Annotated in this window: 22 protein-coding genes and 1 riboswitch; of the genes, 12 read left to right on the top strand and 10 right to left on the bottom strand. The window is 62.1% G+C overall.

Annotation, left to right across the window (positions count from 1 at the left end):
• The first annotated feature begins 122 nt into the window (after nucleotides 1–122).
• Complete coding sequence (locus JQ567_RS32195; protein WP_212442553.1) at nucleotides 123–626, top strand: DUF3455 domain-containing protein; 504 nt, start codon at nucleotides 123–125, stop codon at nucleotides 624–626.
• 308 nt (nucleotides 627–934) lie between these two features.
• Here JQ567_RS32195 and alaS read toward each other — a convergent pair whose 3' ends face one another.
• Nucleotides 935–3,610: an alanine--tRNA ligase gene (gene alaS, locus JQ567_RS32190; RefSeq protein WP_212442552.1), complete on the bottom strand. Its 2,676-nt coding sequence runs from the start codon at nucleotides 3,608–3,610 to the stop codon at nucleotides 935–937.
• A 199-nt stretch (nucleotides 3,611–3,809) separates the two neighbouring features.
• Nucleotides 3,810–3,900, top strand: a riboswitch (glycine riboswitch).
• A gap of 136 nt (nucleotides 3,901–4,036) precedes the next feature.
• On the opposite strand from alaS, the gene gcvT reads away from it, so the two are divergent.
• The 3 genes from gcvT to gcvP all read left to right on the top strand — a co-directional run bounded on the left by gcvT (nucleotide 4,037) and on the right by gcvP (nucleotide 8,586).
• Entirely contained in the window at nucleotides 4,037–5,182 is a 1,146-nt protein-coding gene (gene gcvT / locus JQ567_RS32185; RefSeq protein ID WP_212442551.1) for a glycine cleavage system aminomethyltransferase GcvT, read from the top strand.
• 10 nt (nucleotides 5,183–5,192) lie between these two features.
• Nucleotides 5,193–5,558, top strand: coding sequence for a glycine cleavage system protein GcvH (gene gcvH / locus JQ567_RS32180; protein ID WP_212264363.1), 366 nt, complete (start codon nucleotides 5,193–5,195; stop codon nucleotides 5,556–5,558).
• A 154-nt stretch (nucleotides 5,559–5,712) separates the two neighbouring features.
• Complete coding sequence (gcvP, locus tag JQ567_RS32175) at nucleotides 5,713–8,586, top strand: aminomethyl-transferring glycine dehydrogenase (RefSeq protein WP_212442550.1); 2,874 nt, start codon at nucleotides 5,713–5,715, stop codon at nucleotides 8,584–8,586.
• 64 nt (nucleotides 8,587–8,650) lie between these two features.
• Here the strand turns inward: gcvP and JQ567_RS32170 are convergent, their stop codons facing one another.
• From JQ567_RS32170 to recA, 3 genes are all read right to left on the bottom strand, one after another.
• Complete coding sequence (locus tag JQ567_RS32170; RefSeq protein ID WP_409363647.1) at nucleotides 8,651–9,697, bottom strand: hypothetical protein; 1,047 nt, start codon at nucleotides 9,695–9,697, stop codon at nucleotides 8,651–8,653.
• 75 nt (nucleotides 9,698–9,772) lie between these two features.
• Nucleotides 9,773–10,741: a hypothetical protein gene (locus JQ567_RS32165; protein WP_212442548.1), complete on the bottom strand. Its 969-nt coding sequence runs from the start codon at nucleotides 10,739–10,741 to the stop codon at nucleotides 9,773–9,775.
• A gap of 113 nt (nucleotides 10,742–10,854) precedes the next feature.
• Nucleotides 10,855–11,943, bottom strand: coding sequence for a recombinase RecA (gene recA, locus JQ567_RS32160; protein WP_192734187.1), 1,089 nt, complete (start codon nucleotides 11,941–11,943; stop codon nucleotides 10,855–10,857).
• Nucleotides 11,944–12,628: 685 nt separating this feature from the next.
• Between recA and JQ567_RS32155 the strand changes: the two genes are divergently transcribed.
• Nucleotides 12,629–12,847: a DUF3622 domain-containing protein gene (locus JQ567_RS32155; protein ID WP_212442547.1), complete on the top strand. Its 219-nt coding sequence runs from the start codon at nucleotides 12,629–12,631 to the stop codon at nucleotides 12,845–12,847.
• 355 nt (nucleotides 12,848–13,202) lie between these two features.
• Nucleotides 13,203–13,376 carry a hypothetical protein gene (locus JQ567_RS32150; protein ID WP_212442584.1) on the top strand — a complete coding sequence of 58 codons (174 nt, stop codon included), beginning with the start codon at nucleotides 13,203–13,205 and terminating at the stop codon, nucleotides 13,374–13,376.
• 921 nt (nucleotides 13,377–14,297) lie between these two features.
• On the opposite strand, the gene JQ567_RS32145 is transcribed toward JQ567_RS32150, so the two are convergent.
• Nucleotides 14,298–14,717 (bottom strand): hypothetical protein, encoded by a 420-nt coding sequence (locus tag JQ567_RS32145; RefSeq protein WP_212442546.1) that lies wholly within the window; start codon nucleotides 14,715–14,717, stop codon nucleotides 14,298–14,300.
• 315 nt (nucleotides 14,718–15,032) lie between these two features.
• On the opposite strand from JQ567_RS32145, the gene JQ567_RS32140 reads away from it, so the two are divergent.
• From JQ567_RS32140 to JQ567_RS32125, 4 genes are all read left to right on the top strand, one after another.
• A complete protein-coding gene (locus JQ567_RS32140; RefSeq protein WP_212442545.1) occupies nucleotides 15,033–15,212 on the top strand; it encodes a hypothetical protein in 180 nt (59 codons plus the stop codon).
• A 248-nt stretch (nucleotides 15,213–15,460) separates the two neighbouring features.
• Nucleotides 15,461–15,634 carry a hypothetical protein gene (locus JQ567_RS32135; protein ID WP_192734190.1) on the top strand — a complete coding sequence of 58 codons (174 nt, stop codon included), beginning with the start codon at nucleotides 15,461–15,463 and terminating at the stop codon, nucleotides 15,632–15,634.
• 271 nt (nucleotides 15,635–15,905) lie between these two features.
• A complete protein-coding gene (locus tag JQ567_RS32130) occupies nucleotides 15,906–16,145 on the top strand; it encodes a PilZ domain-containing protein (RefSeq protein WP_212442544.1) in 240 nt (79 codons plus the stop codon).
• A gap of 842 nt (nucleotides 16,146–16,987) precedes the next feature.
• Nucleotides 16,988–17,167: a hypothetical protein gene (locus JQ567_RS32125; protein WP_212442543.1), complete on the top strand. Its 180-nt coding sequence runs from the start codon at nucleotides 16,988–16,990 to the stop codon at nucleotides 17,165–17,167.
• Nucleotides 17,168–17,294: 127 nt separating this feature from the next.
• On the opposite strand, the gene JQ567_RS32120 is transcribed toward JQ567_RS32125, so the two are convergent.
• Both JQ567_RS32120 and JQ567_RS32115 read right to left on the bottom strand, forming a co-directional pair.
• A complete protein-coding gene (locus JQ567_RS32120; RefSeq protein WP_212442542.1) occupies nucleotides 17,295–17,525 on the bottom strand; it encodes a hypothetical protein in 231 nt (76 codons plus the stop codon).
• Nucleotides 17,526–17,609: 84 nt separating this feature from the next.
• The gene (locus tag JQ567_RS32115; protein WP_212442541.1) at nucleotides 17,610–17,888 is read right to left on the bottom strand and encodes a hypothetical protein; all 279 of its coding nucleotides are present in this window, start codon (nucleotides 17,886–17,888) and stop codon (nucleotides 17,610–17,612) included.
• A gap of 388 nt (nucleotides 17,889–18,276) precedes the next feature.
• On the opposite strand from JQ567_RS32115, the gene JQ567_RS32110 reads away from it, so the two are divergent.
• A complete protein-coding gene (locus tag JQ567_RS32110; RefSeq protein ID WP_212442540.1) occupies nucleotides 18,277–18,738 on the top strand; it encodes a PaaI family thioesterase in 462 nt (153 codons plus the stop codon).
• 5 nt (nucleotides 18,739–18,743) lie between these two features.
• Here the strand turns inward: JQ567_RS32110 and JQ567_RS32105 are convergent, their stop codons facing one another.
• The 3 genes from JQ567_RS32105 to JQ567_RS32095 all read right to left on the bottom strand — a co-directional run bounded on the left by JQ567_RS32105 (nucleotide 18,744) and on the right by JQ567_RS32095 (nucleotide 21,222).
• Nucleotides 18,744–19,037 (bottom strand): HdeA/HdeB family chaperone, encoded by a 294-nt coding sequence (locus JQ567_RS32105; RefSeq protein WP_212264355.1) that lies wholly within the window; start codon nucleotides 19,035–19,037, stop codon nucleotides 18,744–18,746.
• A 293-nt stretch (nucleotides 19,038–19,330) separates the two neighbouring features.
• Nucleotides 19,331–20,761, bottom strand: a complete 1,431-nt coding sequence (locus tag JQ567_RS32100) for a caspase family protein (protein ID WP_212442539.1) — start codon at nucleotides 20,759–20,761, stop codon at nucleotides 19,331–19,333.
• A 227-nt stretch (nucleotides 20,762–20,988) separates the two neighbouring features.
• Nucleotides 20,989–21,222 carry a hypothetical protein gene (locus tag JQ567_RS32095; protein WP_212442579.1) on the bottom strand — a complete coding sequence of 78 codons (234 nt, stop codon included), beginning with the start codon at nucleotides 21,220–21,222 and terminating at the stop codon, nucleotides 20,989–20,991.
• Nucleotides 21,223–21,417: 195 nt separating this feature from the next.
• Between JQ567_RS32095 and JQ567_RS32090 the strand changes: the two genes are divergently transcribed.
• Nucleotides 21,418–21,825, top strand: coding sequence for a hypothetical protein (locus tag JQ567_RS32090; protein ID WP_212442538.1), 408 nt, complete (start codon nucleotides 21,418–21,420; stop codon nucleotides 21,823–21,825).
• Nucleotides 21,826–22,270 lie beyond the last annotated feature (445 nt).

Below are 22,270 nucleotides of genomic sequence, written 5' to 3'. Positions count from 1 at the left end.
TACAAGCGTAGACCCGTCAACGTCATTGCGAGCGAAGCGAAGCAATCCATTTCTCTGCTGAAGAAAGAATGGATTGCTTCGTCGCTCTCGCTCCTCGCAATGACGGGTTTTGGAGTATCGCCATGCTTCCACACCGGATTGCCGCGATTTCCCTCCTGCTGCTCGCGAGTTCGGCGACCACGCGCGCCGCCGACCCGCTTCCCGAAGCCATCGCCGCGCCAGGCCAGGCCGTCGTCGTGACCCTGCATGCCGAAGGCGCGCAGGTCTACGAATGCAAGGCCGGCGCCGACGGCAAGGCGATCTGGTCGTTCCGCGAACCGATCGCGACGCTGCTCGCCGACGGCAAGACCGTCGGCCGCCACTACGCCGGACCGAATTGGGAACACAGCGACGGCAGCGCGGTGGCCGCCAAGGTCGCCGGCAACGCCCCCGGCACGACCGCGAACGACATCCCGTGGCTGAAGCTCGAAGTGACATCCCGGCGCGGCAGCGGCGTCCTGGCCGATGCCACCATTGTGCAGCGGATCAACACCAAGGGCGGCAAGCGTGACGGCGCATGCGAGACCGTCGGCAGCTTCCTGAACGTGCCCTACTCCGCGGACTATGTGTTCCTGCGCAAGGGGTGACGACGGGGCCTAGTACACTTGGCCCTTCCGCTGGCACCAGCAGCCGGATTTGGAACAGGTCCAATAGAAGCCAGCATCACACTTCTTCGAAGTATCGGCTTGCGCGATACGGAGCCCGTTGTGGCTTTGCGTTATTTGAGGAGCCCTCTGGATCGTTGAGAGGGCACCGGACGCTTCCAAAGCGAAGGCGCTGCCGATCAAGCCAAATGCGAAAACGCAGCCCAACACAAATCGCGCGCTCATAGCCGCCCTCCGTGTGCAGCACATGCGCGGCGAGCGCCGGCATACGCCTAGTCTACGTAACCAAACTACCCGCCCGCCATGGCCTGTTCGATCGCCGACAACGCGGCATCGGCCTTGGCGCCGTCGGGCCCGCCGGCTTGTGCCAAGTCGGGCCGCCCGCCGCCGCCCTTGCCGCCGAGCGTCGCGGAGGCGATCTTGACCAGATCGACCGCGCTGAAGCGCGAGGTCAGGTCGGCCGTGACGCCGACCACCACCCCGGCCTTGCCATCCTCGGTGACGCCGACGATCGCAACCACGCCGGATCCGATCTGCTTCTTGCCGTCGTCGACGAGACTCTTGAGGTCCTTGGTCTCGACGCCTTCGACCGCACGCGCGAGCAGCTTGACGTTGCCGACTTCGCGCACGCCGCCGGCTGCTGCCGCGCCATTGCCTCCGCCGCCACCCATCGCCAGCTTCTTGCGCGCATCCGACAGGTCGCGCTCGAGCTTCTTGCGCTCTTCCACCAGCGCGGCAATGCGCGCCGGCATTTCCTCCACCGAGGTGCGCAGTTCGCCGGCCGCGTTCCTCGCAAGCTGCATGGTGTCGTTGGTGTGCTTTCGCGCGTGCCGTCCGGTCAGCGCCTCGATGCGGCGGACGCCGGAGGCAACCGCGCTTTCCCCAGTCACTGAAATGAGGCCGATGTCGCCGGTACGGCGCACATGCGTGCCGCCGCACAATTCCACCGACCAGCCGAGCGCGTTCTGGCCCTGCTCGCGGGCCTGCCGGCCCATCGACACCACCCGCACCTCGTCGCCATATTTTTCACCGAACAGCGCGCGCGCCCCGGCCTCGCGGGCATCGTCGACCGCCATCAGGCGCGTGGTGACTTCGTCATTCTCCAGCACCACCTCGTTGGCGATATCCTCAATCCGCGCGAGTTCTTCCGCCGTGATCGGCTTCTGGTGCACGAAATCGAAGCGCAAGCGATCGGGCGCCACCAGCGAGCCGCGCTGGGCGATGTGGTCGCCGAGCACCTGGCGCAGCGCCTCATGCAACAGATGCGTCGCCGAGTGATGCGAGCGGATCGAGGAGCGCCTGATATGATCGACCTCGAGCTGCAAGGCGGTGCCGACCTTCAGCGTGCCCTGCTCCACTGTGCCCTGGTGCACGAACAGATCGCCGGCCCGCTTCTGCGTATCGGTGACACGGAACTTGACGCCCTCGCCGATCATCACGCCGGTATCGCCGACCTGGCCGCCGGACTCCGCATAGAACGGCGTCTGGTTGAGAACGATCGAACCGGTCTCGCCGGCCTTGAGGCTGTCGGCATCCTTGCCGTCCTTCACCAGCGCCGAAATCACGCCCTCGGCGCTCTCGGTTTCATAACCGAGGAATTCCGTGGCGCCGAGTTTTTCGCGCAGCGGGAACCAGATGTTCTCGCTCGCGGTATCCCCGCTTCCGGACCACGACGCGCGCGCCTTCTCTTTCTGCTTTTCCATCGCATCGGTGAACGAGGCGAGATCGACGCTGATGCCGCGCGATTTCAGCGCGTCCTGCGTGAGATCGAGCGGGAAGCCGTAGGTGTCGTACAGCGTGAACGCGGTATCACCGTCGAACATGTCGCCCTTCTTCAGCGAACTGCTCTTCTCATCGAGAATGGAAAGGCCGCGGGCCAGCGTCTTGCGGAAGCGGGTTTCCTCCAGCCGCAGCGTTTCCTCGATCAGCTTTTCCGCCCGCACCAGATCCGGATAGGCCTGCCCCATCTCGCGCACCAGCGCCGAGACCAGCCGATGCATCAAGGGATCGCGCGCGCCAAGCAACTGCGCGTGGCGCATGGCGCGGCGCATGATCCGGCGCAGCACATAGCCGCGGCCCTCGTTCGAGGGCAGCACGCCGTCGGTGATCAGGAAGGCCGAGGAGCGCAGATGGTCCGCGATGACGCGGAACGACGCCACGTTCTGCTCCTGCGGTCCGTCCCCGAGCGCGGATGCGGTAGCATCGATCAGGTGACGGAACAGATCGGTTTCGAATACGCTCTCGACGCCCTGCAGGATGCAGGCCATGCGCTCCAGCCCGAGGCCGGTGTCGATCGATGGACGCGGCAGCGGCAGCCGCTCTTCCTTCGTCACCTGCTCGAACTGCATGAAGACGAGGTTCCAGAATTCGAGGAAGCGGTCGCCGTCCTCCTCCGGGCTGCCCGGAGGCCCGCCCCAGATGTGCTCGCCGCGGTCGATGAAGATCTCCGAGCAGGGACCGCAGGGCCCGGTATCACCCATGGCCCAGAAATTGTCCGAGGTCGGGATGCGGATAATGCGGTCGTCGGAAAAGCCCGCGATTTTCTTCCAAAGGGCGGCCGCCTCGTCGTCGGTGTGATAGACGGTGACGAGCAGCTTGTCCTTCTTCAGCCCGAAATCCTTGGTGATCAGGTTCCAGGCAAGCTCGATCGCACGCTCCTTGAAGTAGTCGCCGAACGAGAAATTGCCGAGCATCTCGAAAAAAGTGAGATGGCGCGCGGTGTAGCCGACATTGTCGAGGTCGTTGTGCTTGCCGCCGGCGCGGACGCATTTCTGCGAGGTGGTGGCGCGCTGATACGGGCGCTTCTCGACGCCGGTAAAGACGTTCTTGAACTGCACCATGCCGGCATTGGTGAACATCAGGGTCGGGTCGTTGCGCGGGACGAGCGGCGACGAGGCCACGATCTCATGACCATTCGCCTTGAAGTAATTCAGAAATGTCGACCTGATCTCGTTGACGCCGCTCATGTTCATCCAATCGGAAATAGGACCGGGTCAGGCCGCAAATAGCCTTTTCTGCCGGCCGAACGCTTTTAGACAAGGCCAAAGGCGGTGTCCAGAAACTGTGCAGGCGGATCATAGGCTTGCCGCAGCACACAAGACTGGTTGATAGCTGCCGCCGTGCGTTGACAGCCATGGTGGCGCCGTGTTTTCCTGCCTATGTTCAAGACGTCACGTCGGGAGAGATCGGCTTAAGCGCCGGCGCCGAAGGAGCAACCGCCCCGGAAACTCTCAGGCAAACGGACCCCGTGACGGACTAGCATCTGGAAAGAGACGCCGAAGGGCTTTGGCCCTGACGTGTCCGCCGACGGGATAATACTCTCAGGCACAGCGACAGATGGGGCTTTCTTTGGGTTTTTGGGGGCTGGTCCCCGAACCCTGGAGGGTCCCTGAATGCTGGCACGCGACGAATCTCCCTTAAATCACACACCCTTGCACGCGCTCCATGTGGCGCGGGGCGGCAAGATGGTTCCGTTTGCCGGCTATGAGATGCCGGTGCAGTACGCCGCCGGCGTGCTCAGGGAACACCAGCACACCCGAAGCGCCGCCGGCCTGTTCGACGTCTCGCATATGGGCCAGCTCGCGCTGCGGCCGAAATCCGGCAAGGTCGAGGACGCCGCACTGGCGCTGGAACGGCTGGTGCCGCAGGACATCGTTGCGGTGGCGCCCGGGCGGCAACGCTACGCGCAGTTCACCAATCCCGATGGCGGCATTCTCGACGACCTGATGGTGGCGAATTTCGGCGACCATCTGTTTCTGGTGGTGAACGCCGCCTGCAAGGCCGAGGACGAGGCGCATCTGCGCGCGCACCTTTCGGAAGCCTGCGTGATCGATTCGCTTTCCGACCGCGCGCTGATCGCGCTGCAGGGCCCGAAGGCCGAATCCGCGCTGGCGAAGTTTTGTGCAGACGTCGGCGGGATGAAATTCATGGACACCGGTCCGCGCAAGGTCGCGGGCTACGACTGCTTCGTCTCGCGCTCCGGTTATACCGGCGAGGACGGGTTTGAAATTTCGGTTCCGGCTCAACACACCGAAGCACTGGTGACCGCGCTGCTGGAGAACAGCGACGTGCTGCAGATCGGATTGGGCGCCCGCGACAGCTTGCGGCTCGAAGCCGGGCTTTGTTTGTACGGCCACGACATCGACGCCACGACAACGCCGGTCGAGGGCGCGCTGGAATGGTCGGTGCAGAAAAGCCGCCGCACGGGCGGCGCGCGCGCCGGCGGTTTTCCCGGTGCCGAAACCATTCTTGCCCATTTTGAAAAAGGCGCGGCGCGCCGCCGCGTCGGCCTGCGGCCCGAAGGCCGCGCGCCGGTGCGCGAAGGCGCGGTGTTGTTTGCCGATAGCGCCTCGGCCGAGCCGATCGGCAAGGTCACCTCAGGCGGTTTTGGCCCGAGCCTCAATGCACCCGTCGCGATGGGCTATCTGCCGTCCTCGCTCGCCGCAGCCGGCACGCAAGTTTTCGCCGAAGTCCGCGGCCAGCGCCTGCCGCTGCAGGTCGCCCCCATGCCATTCGTTCCCAACACCTATAAACGCTGAAGGAAGTCTCATGACGATCTTGTTCACAACCGACCATGAATGGCTCCGCATCGAGGGCGATGTCGCCACCATCGGCGTCACGGACTATGCGCAGTCGCAGCTCGGCGACGTCGTGTTCGTCGAACTGCCCAAGGTCGGCCGCAGCCTGAAGAAGGCGGAGGCCGCCGCCGTGGTCGAATCCGTCAAGGCCGCCTCCGACGTCTACGCGCCGATCTCCGGCGACGTGCTCGAAGTCAACGAAGAACTCGCCGCCGAACCCGCGCTGGTGAACTCCGACGCCGCCGGCAAGGCCTGGTTCTTCAAGCTGAAGATCAAGGACAAGAGCGAACTCGACGGCCTGATGGACGAGGCCGCCTACGCCAAGCACACCGCGTGAGAAGATGAAGCGATTTGCAATCACACACTCACTGTCATCGCCCGGCTTGACCGGGCGACCCAGTACGCCGCGGCCTTTCGGCCTAATCACTGATTTCCCGGCGTACCGGATGCCCGCCTTCGCGGGCATGACGGCGAATTAAAGAGGAACGACCATGAACGCGCCGCTCAAGCATACCAACGAGGCCGTCACCGATTTCGTGCGCCGCCACATCGGCCCCTCACCCCGCGACATCGCGGCGATGCTGGAGAGCGTCGGCGCCAAGAGCCTCGGCGAACTCATGAGCCAGACGCTGCCGTCCTCGATCCGGCAGAAGACGCCGCTCGATCTCGGGCGCGCGTTGAGCGAGACCGAAGCGCTGGCGCATATGGGAGAACTCGCCGCGCAGAACCAGGTGTTCACCTCGCTGATCGGCCAAGGCTATTCCGGCACCATTCTGCCCGCCGTGATCCAGCGCAACATCCTGGAGAACCCGGCCTGGTACACGGCGTACACGCCGTACCAGCCCGAGATCAGCCAGGGCCGGCTGGAGGCGCTGTTCAACTTCCAGACCATGATTTGCGACCTCACCGGCCTCGATGTCGCCAACGCCTCGCTGCTCGATGAAGCCACGGCTGCGGCCGAAGCGATGGCGCTGGCGGAGCGCTTCTCTGGCGTGAAGAGCAAATCGTTCTTCGTCGATGCGGACGTGCATCCCCAGACGCTGGCGCTGCTGCGCACCCGCGCCGAGCCGCTCGGCTGGAAACTGATCGTCGGCGATCCCCTCGCCGATCTCGACAAGGCGGACGTGTTGGGTGCGCTGCTGCAATACCCCGGCAGTTCCGGCGCAGTGCGTGATCTGCGCCCCGCGATTGCGTCACTGCGCGCCAAGGGGGCGCTTGCCGTCGTCGCCGCCGATCTGCTGGCGCTGGCGCTGCTGGCCTCGCCCGGCGAACTCGGCGCCGATATCGCGATCGGATCGGCGCAGCGCTTTGGCGTGCCGATGGGTTATGGCGGGCCGCATGCCGCCTATATGGCGGTGCGCGACGCGCTGAAGCGCTCGCTGCCCGGCCGCATCGTCGGGCTGTCGGTGGATTCGCGGGGAGAGCCGGCCTATCGCCTCGCGCTGCAGACCCGCGAGCAGCATATCCGCCGCGAAAAGGCGACCTCCAACATCTGCACCGCGCAGGTGCTGCTGGCGGTGATCGCCTCGATGTACGCGGTCTATCACGGCCCCGAAGGACTGACCTGGATCGCGCGCCAGGTGCACCGGCGCGCCGCCGTGCTGGCGGCGGGATTGAGCAAGCTCGGCTTTGCGCCGGCGTCGCAGAATTTCTTCGACACCGTCACGGTGCCATCAGGCGCGAAGCAGGACGAGATCGTCGCCCGCGCCCGCACTGAGAAGATCAATCTGCGGACCAGTGACGGCACGCTCGGCATTGCCGTGGACGAGACCACGACGCCGGCCGTGATCGAGGCGGTGTGGCGCGCGTTCGGCGGCAAATTGTCCTACGCGGAAATCGAGATTGGCGTACGCGAGGACCTTCCGCCCGAGTTGAAACGCGCCACCGCGTTCCTGACCCATCCGGTGTTCCACGCCCACCGCTCCGAGACCGAGCTGCTGCGCTACATGCGCAAGCTCAGTGATCGCGATCTCGCGCTCGACCGCGCGATGATTCCGCTCGGCTCCTGCACCATGAAGCTCAACGCCACGGCGGAGATGATCCCGCTGACCTGGGCCGAATTCGGCAGCCTGCATCCGTTTGCACCCGCCGAGCAGGCCAAGGGCTATCACGCACTGTTTGAACGGCTGGAGAAATGGCTGTGCGACATCACCGGCTATGACGCGATTTCGCTGCAGCCGAATTCCGGCGCGCAGGGCGAGTATGCCGGGCTGCTCGCGATCCGCGGCTATCACGCCGCGCGCGGCGAGCCGCATCGCAAAATCTGCCTGATCCCCTCCTCCGCGCACGGCACCAACCCGGCCTCCGCCGCGATGGTCGGCATGGATGTCGTGGTGGTCGCCTGTGACATCAGAGGCGACGTCGATGTGGACGACCTGCGGGCGAAGGCCGAGAAGCATTCGAGGAATCTCGCGGCGATCATGATCACCTATCCCTCGACCCATGGGGTGTTCGAGGAGCACATCCGCGACATCTGCGAAATCGTGCATGGCCACGGCGGACAGGTCTATCTCGACGGCGCCAACATGAATGCGCAGGTCGGCCTGTCGCGGCCCGGCGATTACGGCGCCGACGTCAGCCATCTCAATTTGCACAAGACGTTCTGCATTCCGCACGGCGGCGGCGGCCCCGGCATGGGACCGATCGGGGTCAAGGCGCACCTCACGCCGTTCCTGCCCGGCCACCCAGCGACCGATGGCGCTACCCCGCACCCGATCGGGCCGGTGTCGGCCGCGCCGTTCGGCTCGGCGTCGATCCTCACGATCTCCTACATCTACATCCTGATGATGGGCGGCGAAGGCCTGACACGGGCGACCGAGATCGCGATCCTCAACGCCAACTACATCGCGAGCAAACTCGATCCGCATTTTCCGGTGCTGTACAAAAATGCAAAAGGCCGCGTCGCGCATGAATGCATCGTCGATCCCCGCCCGCTCAAAGCGACCAGCGGCGTCACCGTCGACGACATCGCGAAAAGGCTGATCGACTACGGCTTCCACGCCCCGACCATGAGCTTTCCGGTGCCGGGCACGCTGATGATCGAGCCGACCGAATCCGAATCGAAGGCGGAACTCGATCGCTTCTGCGACGCCATGATTGCGATCCGCAACGAGATCGCCGAGGTCGAAAGCGGCCGCTGGAAGATCGAGGCCTCGCCGCTGCGCCACGCCCCGCACACCGTGCACGACATCGCCGACGACGCCTGGGCCCGCGCCTACAGCCGCGCCGAGGGCTGCTTCCCGGCCGGCACCTCGCGGACGGACAAATACTGGTGCCCGGTCGGGCGAGTCGACAACGTCTATGGCGACCGCAACCTGGTGTGCTCATGCCCGCCGGTTTCGGATTACGCGCAGGCAGCGGAGTGAAGCTTGCGCGTTGCGGAGGGATTGGCTTCGCCGAACTTCGGTGAAGCCAACTCATTCGCACCGATCAAAGCGGCTCGCGAGTCGGGTGGGTTGTGGGCCCGGGCACAAAAGTCGATATAGGCCGGGATGGCTGAGGCGCGACAAGCGCCGGATTCCAGCGCCACAGACAATCATTGGTCAGCCTGGTCCCGCCCCACCAGCGATCGATCGGATTGTAGCGGCTGAAATCTTCCTTGTGTGCGACGATCGCCCAGCCGAGTTCGGTCAGCGACAGCAGGCTTCGCCGATAAGCCACGTCGCGGTCGCGATCGTTCTCCCTGTCAAGCGTGCGCAACTCATCGTCAAGGCCGGCGATCGCTGGATTCGGGCCGTGCGCCAATCCCTCAAGCAGGAAACCGATTTCCCGGGTGTTGAAGACTCGCCGCTGCCGAACCGAATAGAGATAGAACAACGCATTCGTGAGTGTGTAGCCTCGCGCAATGAGTTCCAGCAATCGCATTTCCGTCGCGCCGAGTCCTGTCGCGTGGGAAGGCAGTTCTTCGAGCAGGTCAAGCATGGCCGGTCTCAGCAAGGGCAGCGCGCTCAAATCCCTGGCCAGCAAATCGAAGCAAGCTTCCGGCGTCGCGGAGCGATACGCCTGCCAGGCCATGCTGGCGGTCTGAAGCTCACTCTCGGTGACGTCGATAGCAGGGACCTTCCATCTGGCAAGTTCTTCGGGCTTCGCCATGAGCAGATCGAAATCGACAAGCCGCACCTTCAACTTGGCCACCACCTCCGAATGCGAACTTAGAAGGTCGAGCAGCCAAACCAGTTGCAACTGATCGTTCGGGGCCGGATCGAACCACAACTCGACGGTCTCGAACCGCCGGCAGGCCTCGACCAGACTGAGGGCCTTGAGACTGTCATGCTGGCGATGCCAGCGGGCCGTGTAGACCGACCAGTGGGCTCCCGGACCGTGCTTCTCCGTTAGTTCCCCAGCATATGCCGCGAGTTCGTCCGCAGAGGGCAACTTCCCATCTACAAGGCGAAACAAGAATGTGGCAGGCGCTTCGGTCCGCCCCGAACGTTCGAAATTCCAGCCATGCTCGCCGGCAAGGATTAGTGGCTTCATGGACCTCACCAATTCTAAGCATCAGAATAAAGCAACTCAGTATATTTGAACTCTTCTCATCAGCGGCGAGGCAATTCACGGCGCGATCAACGCGCGATGCGGATCCCATCGCCACAGATTGTCATTGGTCAATTCCGTCCCGCCCCACCAGCGATTGATCGGATTGTACCGGCTGAAATCTTCAGCCTGCGCCGAGACGGCCTCGCCGAGCGGGGTCAGCGACAGTTTGCTCTGCCTGTATCGCGCGAGGCGCGCAGCAGCATCGTGCATCTCATCCGTGAAAGGCCCCTCCTCAAGGCCGGCTACGGCAGGTGCCGGACCGCGAGCCAAGCCGTCCAGCAGCGCGCCGACCTCCCAATAGCCGAACACTCGCCGCGTGTTGCGTTTCTGATGACCCGGAAAGACGTCGAACGGAGTTGCGTCACCGGCAGCGACCAGTTCCAGCATCCGCATTTCGGTCGCGCCCAGGCCGGTTGCAGGCATGGGTAGTTCTTCGAGTAATTCCATCACGGTCTGCCGAAGCTGCGGCAAAGCGCTTAGATCCTTATCGAGCAAATCAGCCCAATGCCGTGGCGTAGGCTGACGATAAGCCTGCCAAGCCATATTGGCCGCCTCGGTATGCTCAATTTGGATTTTAATGCCGGGCGGCTTCCATTCCGAAATCGTTTCCGGTCGCTGCTGCGCAATGTCGACGTCCGCCTGATACAAGCTCAGCTTCGAGACGATATTCTTGCGCGAATTCAGGCAATCGAGGATCTGAACGAGCATGAGTTGTGCGTTCGGCTCCGGATCGAACCACAATTCGACAGCCTCGCAGCGCTCGCAGAGATCGAGCAGCCCCACCTCTTTTGCATGAAACTTTCCAAGCCGATGCTGGGGGAAATGGTCCAGTGAGCCCGGCCCTATCATGGCTTCCAGCTTCGCGTCGGATGGCAATTCGCCCCAGACGAACCGGAAGCCAAATGGAATTACGATATCGCCGACCCCGGCGCGCAGGAGGCACCCGGCGCCTGAGTCGCGCGATGTCAAAACCAACCGCGTCATCTTCGTCACCCGTATACGCAAAACAAAACGGGCACTGAAAACGTCGGCAACTCAACGTCCTCAGCACCCGCTATGTCGAAACCCGGGTCAGACGACCCGAGGTTCGGAAAATCCTATTCGTCTGCCGGCTCTTCGCCGTCGGCGTCGCGCTCGGGCGGACCGGCGAGAATCTGTTCGGCGATCAGGCCGGAGTTCTGACGGATCGCGGCCTCGATCTTTGCGGTCATGTCGGGGTTGGCCTTGAGGAACGCCTTCGAGTTCTCACGCCCCTGCCCCAGTCGCTGGCTGTCATAGGAGAACCAGGCGCCGGATTTCTCGACGATGCCGGCCTTGACGCCGAGGTCGAGGATTTCGCCCATCTTGGAGACGCCTTCGCCATACATGATGTCGAATTCGACCTGCTTGAACGGCGGCGCCAGCTTGTTCTTCACGACTTTCACGCGGGTCTGGTTGCCGACCACTTCATCGCGCTCCTTGATCGCGCCGATGCGGCGGATGTCGAGGCGGACGGAGGCGTAAAATTTCAGCGCGTTGCCGCCGGTGGTGGTTTCCGGCGAGCCGTACATCACACCGATCTTCATGCGGATCTGGTTGATGAAGATCACCATGGTGTTGGATTTGTTGATCGAGGCGGTGAGCTTGCGCAGCGCCTGGCTCATCAGCCGCGCCTGCAGGCCGGGCAGCGCATCGCCCATCTCGCCTTCGAGTTCGGCCTTCGGCACCAAGGCGGCGACCGAATCGACAACCAGCACATCGACCGCGCCCGAGCGCACCAGCGTGTCGCAGATTTCCAGCGCCTGCTCGCCGGTGTCGGGCTGCGAGATCAGGAGCTCGTCGATGTTGACGCCGAGCTTGCGGGCATAGACCGGGTCGAGCGCATGTTCGGCGTCGATGAAGGCGCAGATGCCGCCCTTCTTCTGGGCTTCGGCCACCGTGTGCAGCGCCAGCGTAGTTTTGCCTGATGATTCCGGCCCGTAAATTTCGACCACGCGGCCTTTCGGCAGGCCGCCGACGCCAAGCGCGATGTCCAGCCCGAGCGAGCCCGACGAAATCGTCTCGATATCCATCGAGCGATCGTTCTTGCCCAGTTTCATCACAGAACCCTTGCCGAACTGGCGCTCGATCTGGGAGAGCGCGGCGGACAGGGCCTTGGTCTTATCCATGGAGGATCCTTCGACGATACGCAGGGCAGTGGCGGACATGGGTGCTCCTTATGGCGGGGATTCGCTAGCGGGACAAACGGACGACGAGGATCTCAGGGGATTCGATTGACGGTGAGAACTTGTACCACCTTTGTTCTATGTTCGCAATATGTTCTTTTAGAGAGAGCGGTGCTGGCCCCTTTCGATCCCCATCTAAGTTAATGGTCCCTTTTGATTTTTAGGGTGGCCCTTTTTGGCCTCGCCAGCGCCGCGCTCTTGCCGCGCTCTGTACCCCGTAAAAGTATGGTCTGTTCATGCGCACTTTGGAGTACCCAATTCCGTATAGGCCGACTGGCTGTACGTAGTTCTCCGACCGTGAACATTGTTCCAGCAATCGGGAAAATGGCAGTCGCCTAGTTTGGTGATGGGTCCGTTTGATTGTGGCAGGGTTCCGGGCTGGAAAACGGGCCGCGTCGGGCGCATATTTGGGGCATGGAAACAACAGTTGTCCAGTGCCGGTGCGGCGCTGAATATAAGCGCGTCGAACCAATGTCCTTAATGCCGCATAGCGGCCACGTATCCTGTGAAGTCTGCGGGGCAGTATTAGAGTCTTGGGCTGAAGACACTCACGTTGCCACATTCGAACTGGTCAAGCGTCCAGATGGAAAGCCCGTATGACTAACCACCCCTAGTTTGCCTAAACTTCGGTCTGCTGCGGTGCGGCGGCCGGGTCTAGCATGACGGCATGCCGATCAACCCCAACGACTATTACGCGACCACTTCCCGAACGGGTGAGCAGCCGGAACGATGGAAGTGGGAAATACACCGCAAGAGCCAACCACTGGGCATTAAAATGACCGTAGATGGTTTCCAGTCCGACTCGGCTGCCCAGTTTTCAGGGAAGAAGGCGCTGGCGGATTTTCTGTCCGATCTCGCAAAGGAAGACAAACGGCCGCTGAAGTAAGGCCGCCTCAGTTGGCGGCCTCTTTCATTGCTCACCAGCTTCGCGGGGCCAGCACCGAGAGAGCGATACTGGCCTGTTTCCGGCCTCAGTGGCCGGTTTTGAAAATCGCATTGGCCTGGTTTGATTTAACGAAGATGAACAACCTAGGTTGTTCATCTATATGAACAACCGCCTCAAAGGGGTCGCACTTCTGCGGCGACCTGTACGCCGTAAGACTTCGGTATGTTCATGCACCCTTTTGGGGTACCTCATTGGGAGTGTCCTAATTTCATCAGCCCGTAATTTTACGGTCACGAACCTTTCCCGGCTCCCGGCGGTTCGATAGGATGGGCGCGGGGTGAGATGGGTGGCGTGTATGATGACAAGGCACACTCAATTGGCAGTAACACCACGCGACCGCTTTCTTGAAGCGGCGCGAGAAGAACTCGCGGCCTTCGAGGAACGCGAGCGAGAGTTTTCCAAGAAGGAAAAGAAAGAGCGGGCGGCGGAGTTGCAATTGCCCGTTGAGAGACCCGGACTTCACAGCTAGGCGGGGGCCTGGATCGCGAGACGTAGAGAGGCCGCCTCAGTTGGCGGCCTCTTTCGTCGCCGGCCAGTACCGAGAGAGCGGTACTGGCCCCCTTCCATCCAACTCTAAGCTAATGATCCCTTTTGATTTTGAGGTGGCCCCTTTTTGGCCCTCACCAGCGCCGCGATGTTGCCGCGCTCTGTTCATCCCCCTAAATGGGTAGGCCAGAACCGGCCGGTTCCGCCCCCTGGCGGGCCTAAGTTAAAATGCGCAGTGGCCTTTTTGGATTGTTCACTTCGGAACCGACGCCCGGGATCGGAATTTTATAGGATCGGACATGCAAACCCTACGGTTAGGACCCGTAAGCAACGAGGTTGTATCATGCAGCGTCGCCGATCCGTTCCCCACACATTTGAAGATCGAATTGCAGCTGAGAAGACCCGGTTGGAAGCACAGGTAACCAAGCTCAAACCTGGTCCTCAGAAGGAAGTGCTGCTCAGGAAGATCAGGCAACTAGAGACGGCCTCTCACATAAACGAGTGGCTCGCCTCTCCTGGACTTCAACCACCGGAACCAGCCTAGAAAAAGTACGGCCGCCTCAATTGGCGGCCTCTTTTCCTTTGCAGGAACGCTTTCGTGACGACTGTCACAGTCGCCCCGACAGCCGCCCGGCATACTCGCTCCAGATCGACGGCGCACAAGGGCGCCACAGCGCGGAGCGGGACCATGAACAACCAGAATGGAATTCGCGAACCGATGCGGAGCAACTGACCCACGATGCACTTGAATCGGTCTCAGGCGGTAAAGTCATTTCGAAGGGCGTCATCAATTCAAGTGCAATCAGCCTTCCGAAGCCCAGATACCCGCCCGCCGCGTAAACGAGGCCGCCCGAGTCGGCACTGCCCGTAGTTCTCCGACCGTGAACAAGGTTCCGAGGCCGCATCAGTTGGCGGCGCCTTCTTCGTCATCGTCCTCCAAGACTTCCTTTGTTTTTGGCCTCGAGCAACTTTGATCGGTTTGCCGATCTCTATCGGTCCATCTTCCCTCGACCAATAACCGCACATTGATCTCGCGACCGACTTTGTTGCGCATCCAACCCGCAGCCAGCGTATTGCTATCCTGATCGTTGTCTCTCTCACCAGCAAAGGGCGCGCTGCCACCATCATTCGTGAAACTGGTTATCGAAGCACTGGCGCCTGCCGTGCCCTCGAAGCTGTCTTGGCGCGCCCAAAGAAACGGCCCCAGCCTCGGGGAAGAGGCACTGGGGCCGCTTATGCTGCCGGGGCAACTGGGGACTGGCAGCGCCTTCACAACTCCGCCCATTGCCACTTGTTCCCGAAATTCTGCGTCCCTTTTCAGCAACCTTGTCCTGTCCCGGACGTATACTCCAAGCTGGGCATTGCAATTTCCAGCTCTGGTGCAGCGCCGCCAAGCATTATTCAGCTTGGCGGCGTTGTGCTTTTGAGTGGCCTACTTTGCCTTCTCGGGTGTTCTATTTCGGCCAGTATCCGACTCGGCGTCATCGGCGGGACCCATTCTACTTTGCATGGGGTTGTTTTCGCGATTTTGCGTCTGAGCCGTCGTGTGACGGTCATCACAGCGGTGCGTTGCGGGTCAGCCTATCCCTGACATCCAGGGTGGCGGGAATGGTCCTGCCCACGCAAACAGGAGACGGACATGACCGAACTCAACAACGAAATCTGCGAAATGTCGTTTGAACAACTCGAACAGGTCAGCGGCGGCGCCATCCTCGACCGGATCGTCGACGCGTACCTGGCGGCTTTGGGCGCCCGCTTGCTGGACGCCGTGCACCAGCCGCTGGTATCGCCGCAGAAGATGACCCTGCACATGCGATAAGGCCGGTCCGTCAAACCGGAATTGAGAGGCCGCCCCGCTTGGCGGCCTCTTTTGTTTGAGGGACGCCGCCAGCGTCATCCAAGAATGCCTGACGTCCGATTTCGCCAGTTGCGAGAAGCTATGCTGACCGCGTATCCGCTCAACGCAAATTTGCGGCGACGATAGTGTGCCAGCCATCACAGCCAACGGGAACATGCGAGCGCACCCTTGCAACGTGATTGTCGTAATCCCCAACAAAGGAGAGACGCATGATTGAGATTGGCCAGAAGCCTATCGATGAACTGAACGTCGGCGAACTGACCATCGACGAACTGGACGCCGTGAACGGCGGCGGCCGTTTGAGCGATCTTTATCACCATGTCGTAGCCGTCATTCGCTTCCATACCGGTACCATCAGGAACATCGCGACAACCCTGCCGTAACCAACGCTTTGAAGAGGCCGCCTTTCGTTGGCGGCCTCTTGGGCGACCTGAAAAAATGCGTTCAAGGACGGGATCCGCAAAGGCTCCGGCGAGCGAACCGTAATGCGGCGCCAGGCCGTCGTTGCAAGGCGGCCCTCCCCCGTAGTTCTCCGGACAAGAACAAAGTTCCCAACCGGATGGTCGCCAGTTTTTCGCCTTGTGTTCGCGCCTTACCCCCGCGCGAACTCCGGCCACCATCCATTTGCCGGTGAATCAGTGCTATAATGGGGCTATGGACGAGACTCGGATCGCACCGCGGCGTCGCACGTTGAAGGCCGGAACCATCGAGTTCGGCGGCGGCGGGATCGATTGCACCGTTCGGAATCTCTCGGCCTCCGGCGCAGCGCTCGAGGTCGTGACCGCGCTGTTCATCCCGGACCGCTTCACATTGTTCGTGCCATCAGAACAATTGAAGCGGCCGTGCCATATCGTCTGGCGCAAAGAGAAGCGCATCGGCGTCACGTTCGATTAAGCCGCCGCGCCGGGCGCGTCGCCAGAGCAAAACGACCCCGCCGCATGGGGCCATACGGACGGGGTCGCCGACAGCGGGGGAATAATCTGGAGGACCACCCCACAGTCAGACAGATACGGCGGCAGCGATCGCTTCGTTTCAGCATCGGATTTTTTTAACAGGAGACGTTGAACCTTTTGCAGGGCCGCCAAGACATATTGCTGCCTGGGACATTGCATCACTCGGGGTATAAGCCTGCGCCGCCAAGCGACCATATTCCGCTTGCGCGGCGCGGTGCGTTTTGGAGAGGTCAGGAAGGTCAAAGACTGCCTCTGCGGGCATTCCAGCTCGCTGCCGGCAAGCAGCAAGCCGCGGCTCGTGGGAGCGCCGGCAAGGCGGCTTGGCCACCCCAACTGCCGAACGCGGGATTGCCACCTCGCATAGCGATCACGGCCTGTCACAGGCGCGCTTTATCGTTAGGCGACCGCAAAATACGCCATCGGACAAATGGAAACTTTACCCGCCCAACTCAGTTAATCCAGTTGGCGTATGGGGAGATTCCCTATGAATCACAAAGGCATAGAATATACGCTGACAAGATCGGAAACCCCGGGGATCTGGAACTGGCAATTCCGGATCGGTGACCTCGTCAGGTCGGGAAGAACGGAAGCGAGACTGCTCCTGCTCGCGATGCGCCGCGTTCAGCTGAAGATTGACCGCGAACTCAGGCACACCGGGCGCGGAGCGACCTCGCAGTTCGGTGCCCCGCACCCACCCATTCCCTCAACGGGCTTCAAATAATATTTACAATCTAAAGTGACAGTCTCGGCTTGAATGCGGCTTGGGTCGGACAGGGCTGCTTCATGATCTACAAGGGCGTCGAATACACCGTGACTGCGGTTGCTCCGGGTATCTGGAAATGGCAATTCCGGATTGACGACAGGGTCGTCACCGGCAAAACCGAAGCCAAACTCTATCTGCTCGCGGTGAGACGGGTACAGCTGCGGATCAACCGCGAGCGGAAAAAAAACGCATCTGGCTAGTTCGCCGTTCCCTGCATTGCCAGCACCATCTCGATGACCAAGCGGCCGCCTTGGCGGCGGCCTCGAACAAGCGCTGGGCTCCAAGCGCTGGCTTGCAGCACTAGACTTGCGACCAACACCTGATTTTCTAGTCCGCGCTGGGGAGCCGCCGCATCGTGAATTCGATGTCGCCGCCGGGTAGTTCGCGCCAGCTTTCGACCGCGCTCAAATAGGCCGCTTTGGGATAGCGGCTGAGGAAATCGCGCGCCCTCGTCCGCGCCACCTCGCGCGGCAGCGTGAAGGTCTCGCGCAGATAGCCATCATCCGGCTTGCGCCGGGAGGCCATCCGGCTGGCGAGATCGCGCGGGCGCGTGACCATGTCGCAACTCCGAAACACATGACGACACGTTCAATATAGGACCGGCGGAAGACGATTCCGAGTCTGGGCTATGGGGGCTTTCGGCTAGCGGGGGGTATTGGCTGCACTGCCGGTCTTCGGCTTGGCCGGCGCGGCCGCTTTCGGCGTCTCGTTGCTGCGCACGGTTCCCCATGGATCGGAAGCGGCCTTGGCGTCGGGAATCTTCCTCAGCGATTCCTTGTAGGCCTTATCCTTGACCGCATCCTGTTCCCGCTCCTCCGGACTCCTGGAGGCGGCTTCAGGGATCAGGTTGATGTTGGGCATTTGCGCGTAAGCGGGCGCCATCAGCAACACCATCATTGCGGCCGCGCTTAGAATTCTCATCAGATGCTCTCCTTACGGACGCTCTCCCCCAGCGTCTTCGGGCGGTATATCACCGCCGCAGCCGCGCCGCCAAGCGCGCGCCCATGATGGATCAAAGCCGGTCCGACTTGCAGGATTTGGGGGATTGCACCCAGTCGTCCCAGATCGGACCGCATTTGGTGCAGCCGCTAAGCGCAAGGCCCACGGCAATCAGGCCCGAAATCAGTACCACCCGGCGAAACATGAACGCGCCCCACTCCCCGAAGCGGGGATCATGTCCCTCAAGTCTGGCATTTTCAAGCCAATGCAGGCCGGATGTTTGGGAACGCCGAGCGGGCCTGCCATGGTCATTTCGGCCGAATGCCCCTTACAATGGGCGGATAAAATATCGTCCGAGGAACAACCATTCATGCAACAGCAACAGACCGCGGCATTCGGCATCGCGGAAGCAAAGCGGGTGCTGGACGAGGTGTTTGCACCGTGGGTGCTTGACCTCAATCTGTCGATCGAGGGTTTCGACTTCACCCCGCCGCCGGCTGGATCGGCCGACTGGCAGCCCGGTGCGATCCTGCGGATGCCGTTCTCGGAACGGCTGTGCCGCAATGGCGGCGTTGTCTCCGGCCAGGCGCTGATGGCGTTTGCCGACACCGCGATGGTGATTGCCAACGTCGCCGCCAATCGCGGCTATCGCCCGATGACGACGGTCGATCAGACCACGCATTTCATGCGCGCGGTCACCGCCTCCGACGTGCTGGCCGATGCGCGCGTGGTTCGCCTCGGGCGCACCATGAGCTTCGGCCGCGTCACGCTCTCCAGCGCCACCGACAACAAGCCGGTGGCGATGGTCTCGAGCGCGTTCGCGATGCTGTAGTTTGTTTACTTGCCGAGGACCGATTCAGCGGCATTGACGATGCTCATCGTCGGGTTCTTTCCGCAATAGGTGCCGAACTTCTTGGCGTTCTCGACGAACACGTCGGTGTCGATGATCGCCTCGTCGGAGTCGCCCTTGTACCAGCCGTCCATCCAGGTCAGCACCATCTTGATGGTGTCATCACCACCATCGACGAACTGCTTGCAGGTCATGGTCGACAGATCGAGCACGACGGCATGCGCCGGAACGGATGACAGCGTGAGCGCCGCCGCAAACAGGATCGAAACAGTCGTCTTCATGATGCTCTCCCTTGGCGCATGACGGCGAAAGCCGGCACCAATGCCGGAAAACCGCGCCAGCACGTTTCCCGGGCAATGTCGTAAACGAAATCCGAATGCACGCGCAAGCACCGCTTGTGCTCAATCGATCGTCCGCAATTACGCTGCGCTAGATGGGATTCTCAAACAGAGCACGATTACGTTTCGCACGCCGCCGGCGGCGCCGGCGCCATGCGGCGAGCACCAGCAGCGCAACAACGAGAAGCGCCGCACGGGCGGCGCTCTCTTGCAACATCGATTACGTGATTGCCGCCTCAGTATCTGCCCCGGCCGCCCTGATGACCGCCACCACCATAGCCGCCGCCACCGATGCCAATCCCGATGCCGACGCCGACAGGCGGCCCGACGGGCTCATACACCTCGCGCGGCGGCGGGCGGCGATAGACCACTTCATCATCATAGTAGTCGGGCCCGCGCGCCCGCTTCGGCGGCGCCCGCTCGACGCGCTTGGGCGGATCCGGATCGACGCGCTTGATCGGCGTATTGCTCTTCTTCAAGAGCGGCGCTGACGCCGGCGGGGTGCAGGGACAGGTCAGCGCGACGTTCTGCGGCGTAGCGCCACCGCTCACCGCCACCGCCGGGATGATCTCGGGACGGTTGCGCAGGCGTTCCTCCATCGTGCGCGCGGTCGGCGTCAAATCGCTGTCCGGGAATCTCGTCAGGAAGGCGCGATAGCCCGCCGCGGTGTTGGCGATCACCGCATTGTTCCACGCCACCATGCGCTTGTGCCGATTGAGCCAGTCGCGGGCCAGTGCACCGAGCGGAGTCTGCGCGTACAGATTGGCAAACGCCTCGTAGGATTCATCGGTGCCGTCGGCGACGATGATTTCGTTCGCGGCCTCGACCGGCTTGCCTTTCAGTTCGCGCGTCCACTCCTCGACGGTTTTCTTGGTCGCGGCCAGTTTCGGGCCGGCCACCGGGGTGCCGGAAAATCTGAAATCCTCGGTCAGCGAGGAACTGTCCCACGGCGTCTGCCGCCCGTCGGTCGCCTTGTTGACCGACACGCGCGTGCGCTTGAAGGTTTCCTCGATCGGAATGTTGGTTTCCTTGGCCGCGGCGATCAGCGCGGTGGTGTAGGGACTGTTGCTGCCCGTGCCGTCCTCGGCCACCGCACCGGGCGAAGTCGAGAACGACAGGAACGTATTCGGCGCGCCGATCTTGGCGTCGATGATCGCGAGCCCGCCGCCCGCGCTCTTGCTGATGCCGGGGAACGGATTGTTGCGGCAGGCATCGAGCAGCAGGATACGCATCTTGCTCGGCGCCGAGGTCAGCGTGTTCAAGACGTCGTTCAGCCGCACCGCCTGGATCGGAATGTCGGATTCCCGCTTCGGATCGATGTCGACCGGCACCAGAAAATTCTCGCCGTCGATCTGCACGCCATGTCCGGCGTAATACACCAGCGCGATCGAATCGCCGCCCTTGGACGCGACCTTGCCGGCGAACTCCGAGAGCTGGTCGCGAATCTGGCTTTGCGACAGATCGGAAGCGGTCGAAACCTCGAAGCCGGAATCGATCAGCATCTGGCTGACCGCCCTGGCGTCGTTGATCGGATTGGGCAGCGCCGGAACGGATTTATAGGCCGACTGGCCGATCACCAGCGCGAGGCGGCTTTCGGCGGAGGCGGAATGCGCGCCCAGCAGCAGCGCCGCCGGAAATACCAAATGGAAAAGCGCGTGACGAAACATGGGGCCACCTCCGGCAATGCAGGCTGCAAATTGGTCAAGGTCTTGGTGGTAAAGGTTCAAGCAAGGCAGGCAGTGTGAGGTGGGACACAGACTCAGTTCAACGACGAATTTGTCGCAGGCATAAAGCCCGCGCGATTTGATGCAATCAATTTGGTTTACTTGGATTACCTGGATTATTTGGATTACCTGGATTTCCTGGATTACCTGGATTTCCTGGATTTCTTGGATTACTTGGATTTCCTGGCGGGTTCCGCCGGGCGCGCGACGCCCCAGGGATCGTATTTTTCCTTCGGTTCGGGAATTCGCTCGAGCGCGGCCTTGTAGGCTTTCTCGTCCACCTTCGGCTTGGTGTCCTGCTTCGCCCTCGGTTCCTCACCACCACCTTGCTGTCGCCGGCCCTGGGCGTGCGCCGGCATCGCAAGCAACGCCAGAATGAACGCCGCAATCGTAATGGTCTTCATCGCCCCTGCTTTCTTCGCCATCCTGTTCGGCGACGTTCCGTCGGGATGATGGCAATCCCGCGATCGGTATCCGGGCACGATAGCCTGTCCGGGTGCGCCGTTCAGCAAATGTTGATCGGCGCCGCCCGATCGGCCGTACAATTTGATCGCCGCCGGGGGGCGCAATTTTCGTCGTCCCGGGGTAGAAAGCCGGCGATGGGGCGGGTCATTGTTCACATTGCGTTGATCGCGGGCGTTGCGCTTGTGCTGGCGGGCTGCGGCTTTGCCGACGTCCGCTCGCCGGTGCCGGAATTCATGCGCGCCAAAGCGCCCGAACCGCCGCCGCTCGAGGCACCGCCGGACGTCAAGCGTCTGCTCAGCGAAAAACTGGACTCGGTGTTCCTGGCGGCGTCGAATCCGAGGGGGGTGCAGGTCTCGGCGCCGCGCCCCGAGTTGCGCGGAACGGGCTGGACAGCCTGCGTCAAGGCCGATCTGACCTCGGTGAACGGCAAGCCGCTCGGCACGCAAACCTATCGCATCACGATTTCCAACGGCGCGATTTTCGATCGCCGCCACGTCGAGGCGGAAGACACCTGCGCGACGGAGAGCTACGAGCCGATTTAGCGGGGCTGTTGCAACGGATTTCAATTTCAAACAACGCTGTCGTCCCGGCCTAGTGCGCACTTGCGCACGGGGGGCCGGGACCCATAACCACCGGCGATCATTGCTTTTGCACGCAGGTCGTTATCTTTCTTTTTCAATAACAAGGGCCGCGGCGTATGGGTCCCGGCCCCCGTGCGCAATTGCGCACTAGGCCGGGACGACGAGGATATGGTTTCGCATTCTCGCGACGCATTGCGCCCGAGGCTTTCAGATTCTTCACCCTCGAAATCCAGAGGGCGCAGGGAATGCCGGATGCGCGCTGCACCCGCGGTCTCGTGTGCGAATAGTGCAAACAAAGCTGCACACGAGCATACAGGGCAGCGGAGAGCATCCGACATTCCCTGCGCAATGGCTTTACGGCTTGCTTCGTGCTCTCCTCGGTCGGGCCGAGCTCGTTGTCACCGTC

The organism is Bradyrhizobium sp. AUGA SZCCT0431, from assembly GCF_018131065.1.
In the GTDB taxonomy this organism is placed as follows: domain Bacteria; phylum Pseudomonadota; class Alphaproteobacteria; order Rhizobiales; family Xanthobacteraceae; genus Bradyrhizobium.
Note: the sequence above shows the minus strand (reverse complement) of the source record. Positions and strands in the feature narration are given on the sequence as shown.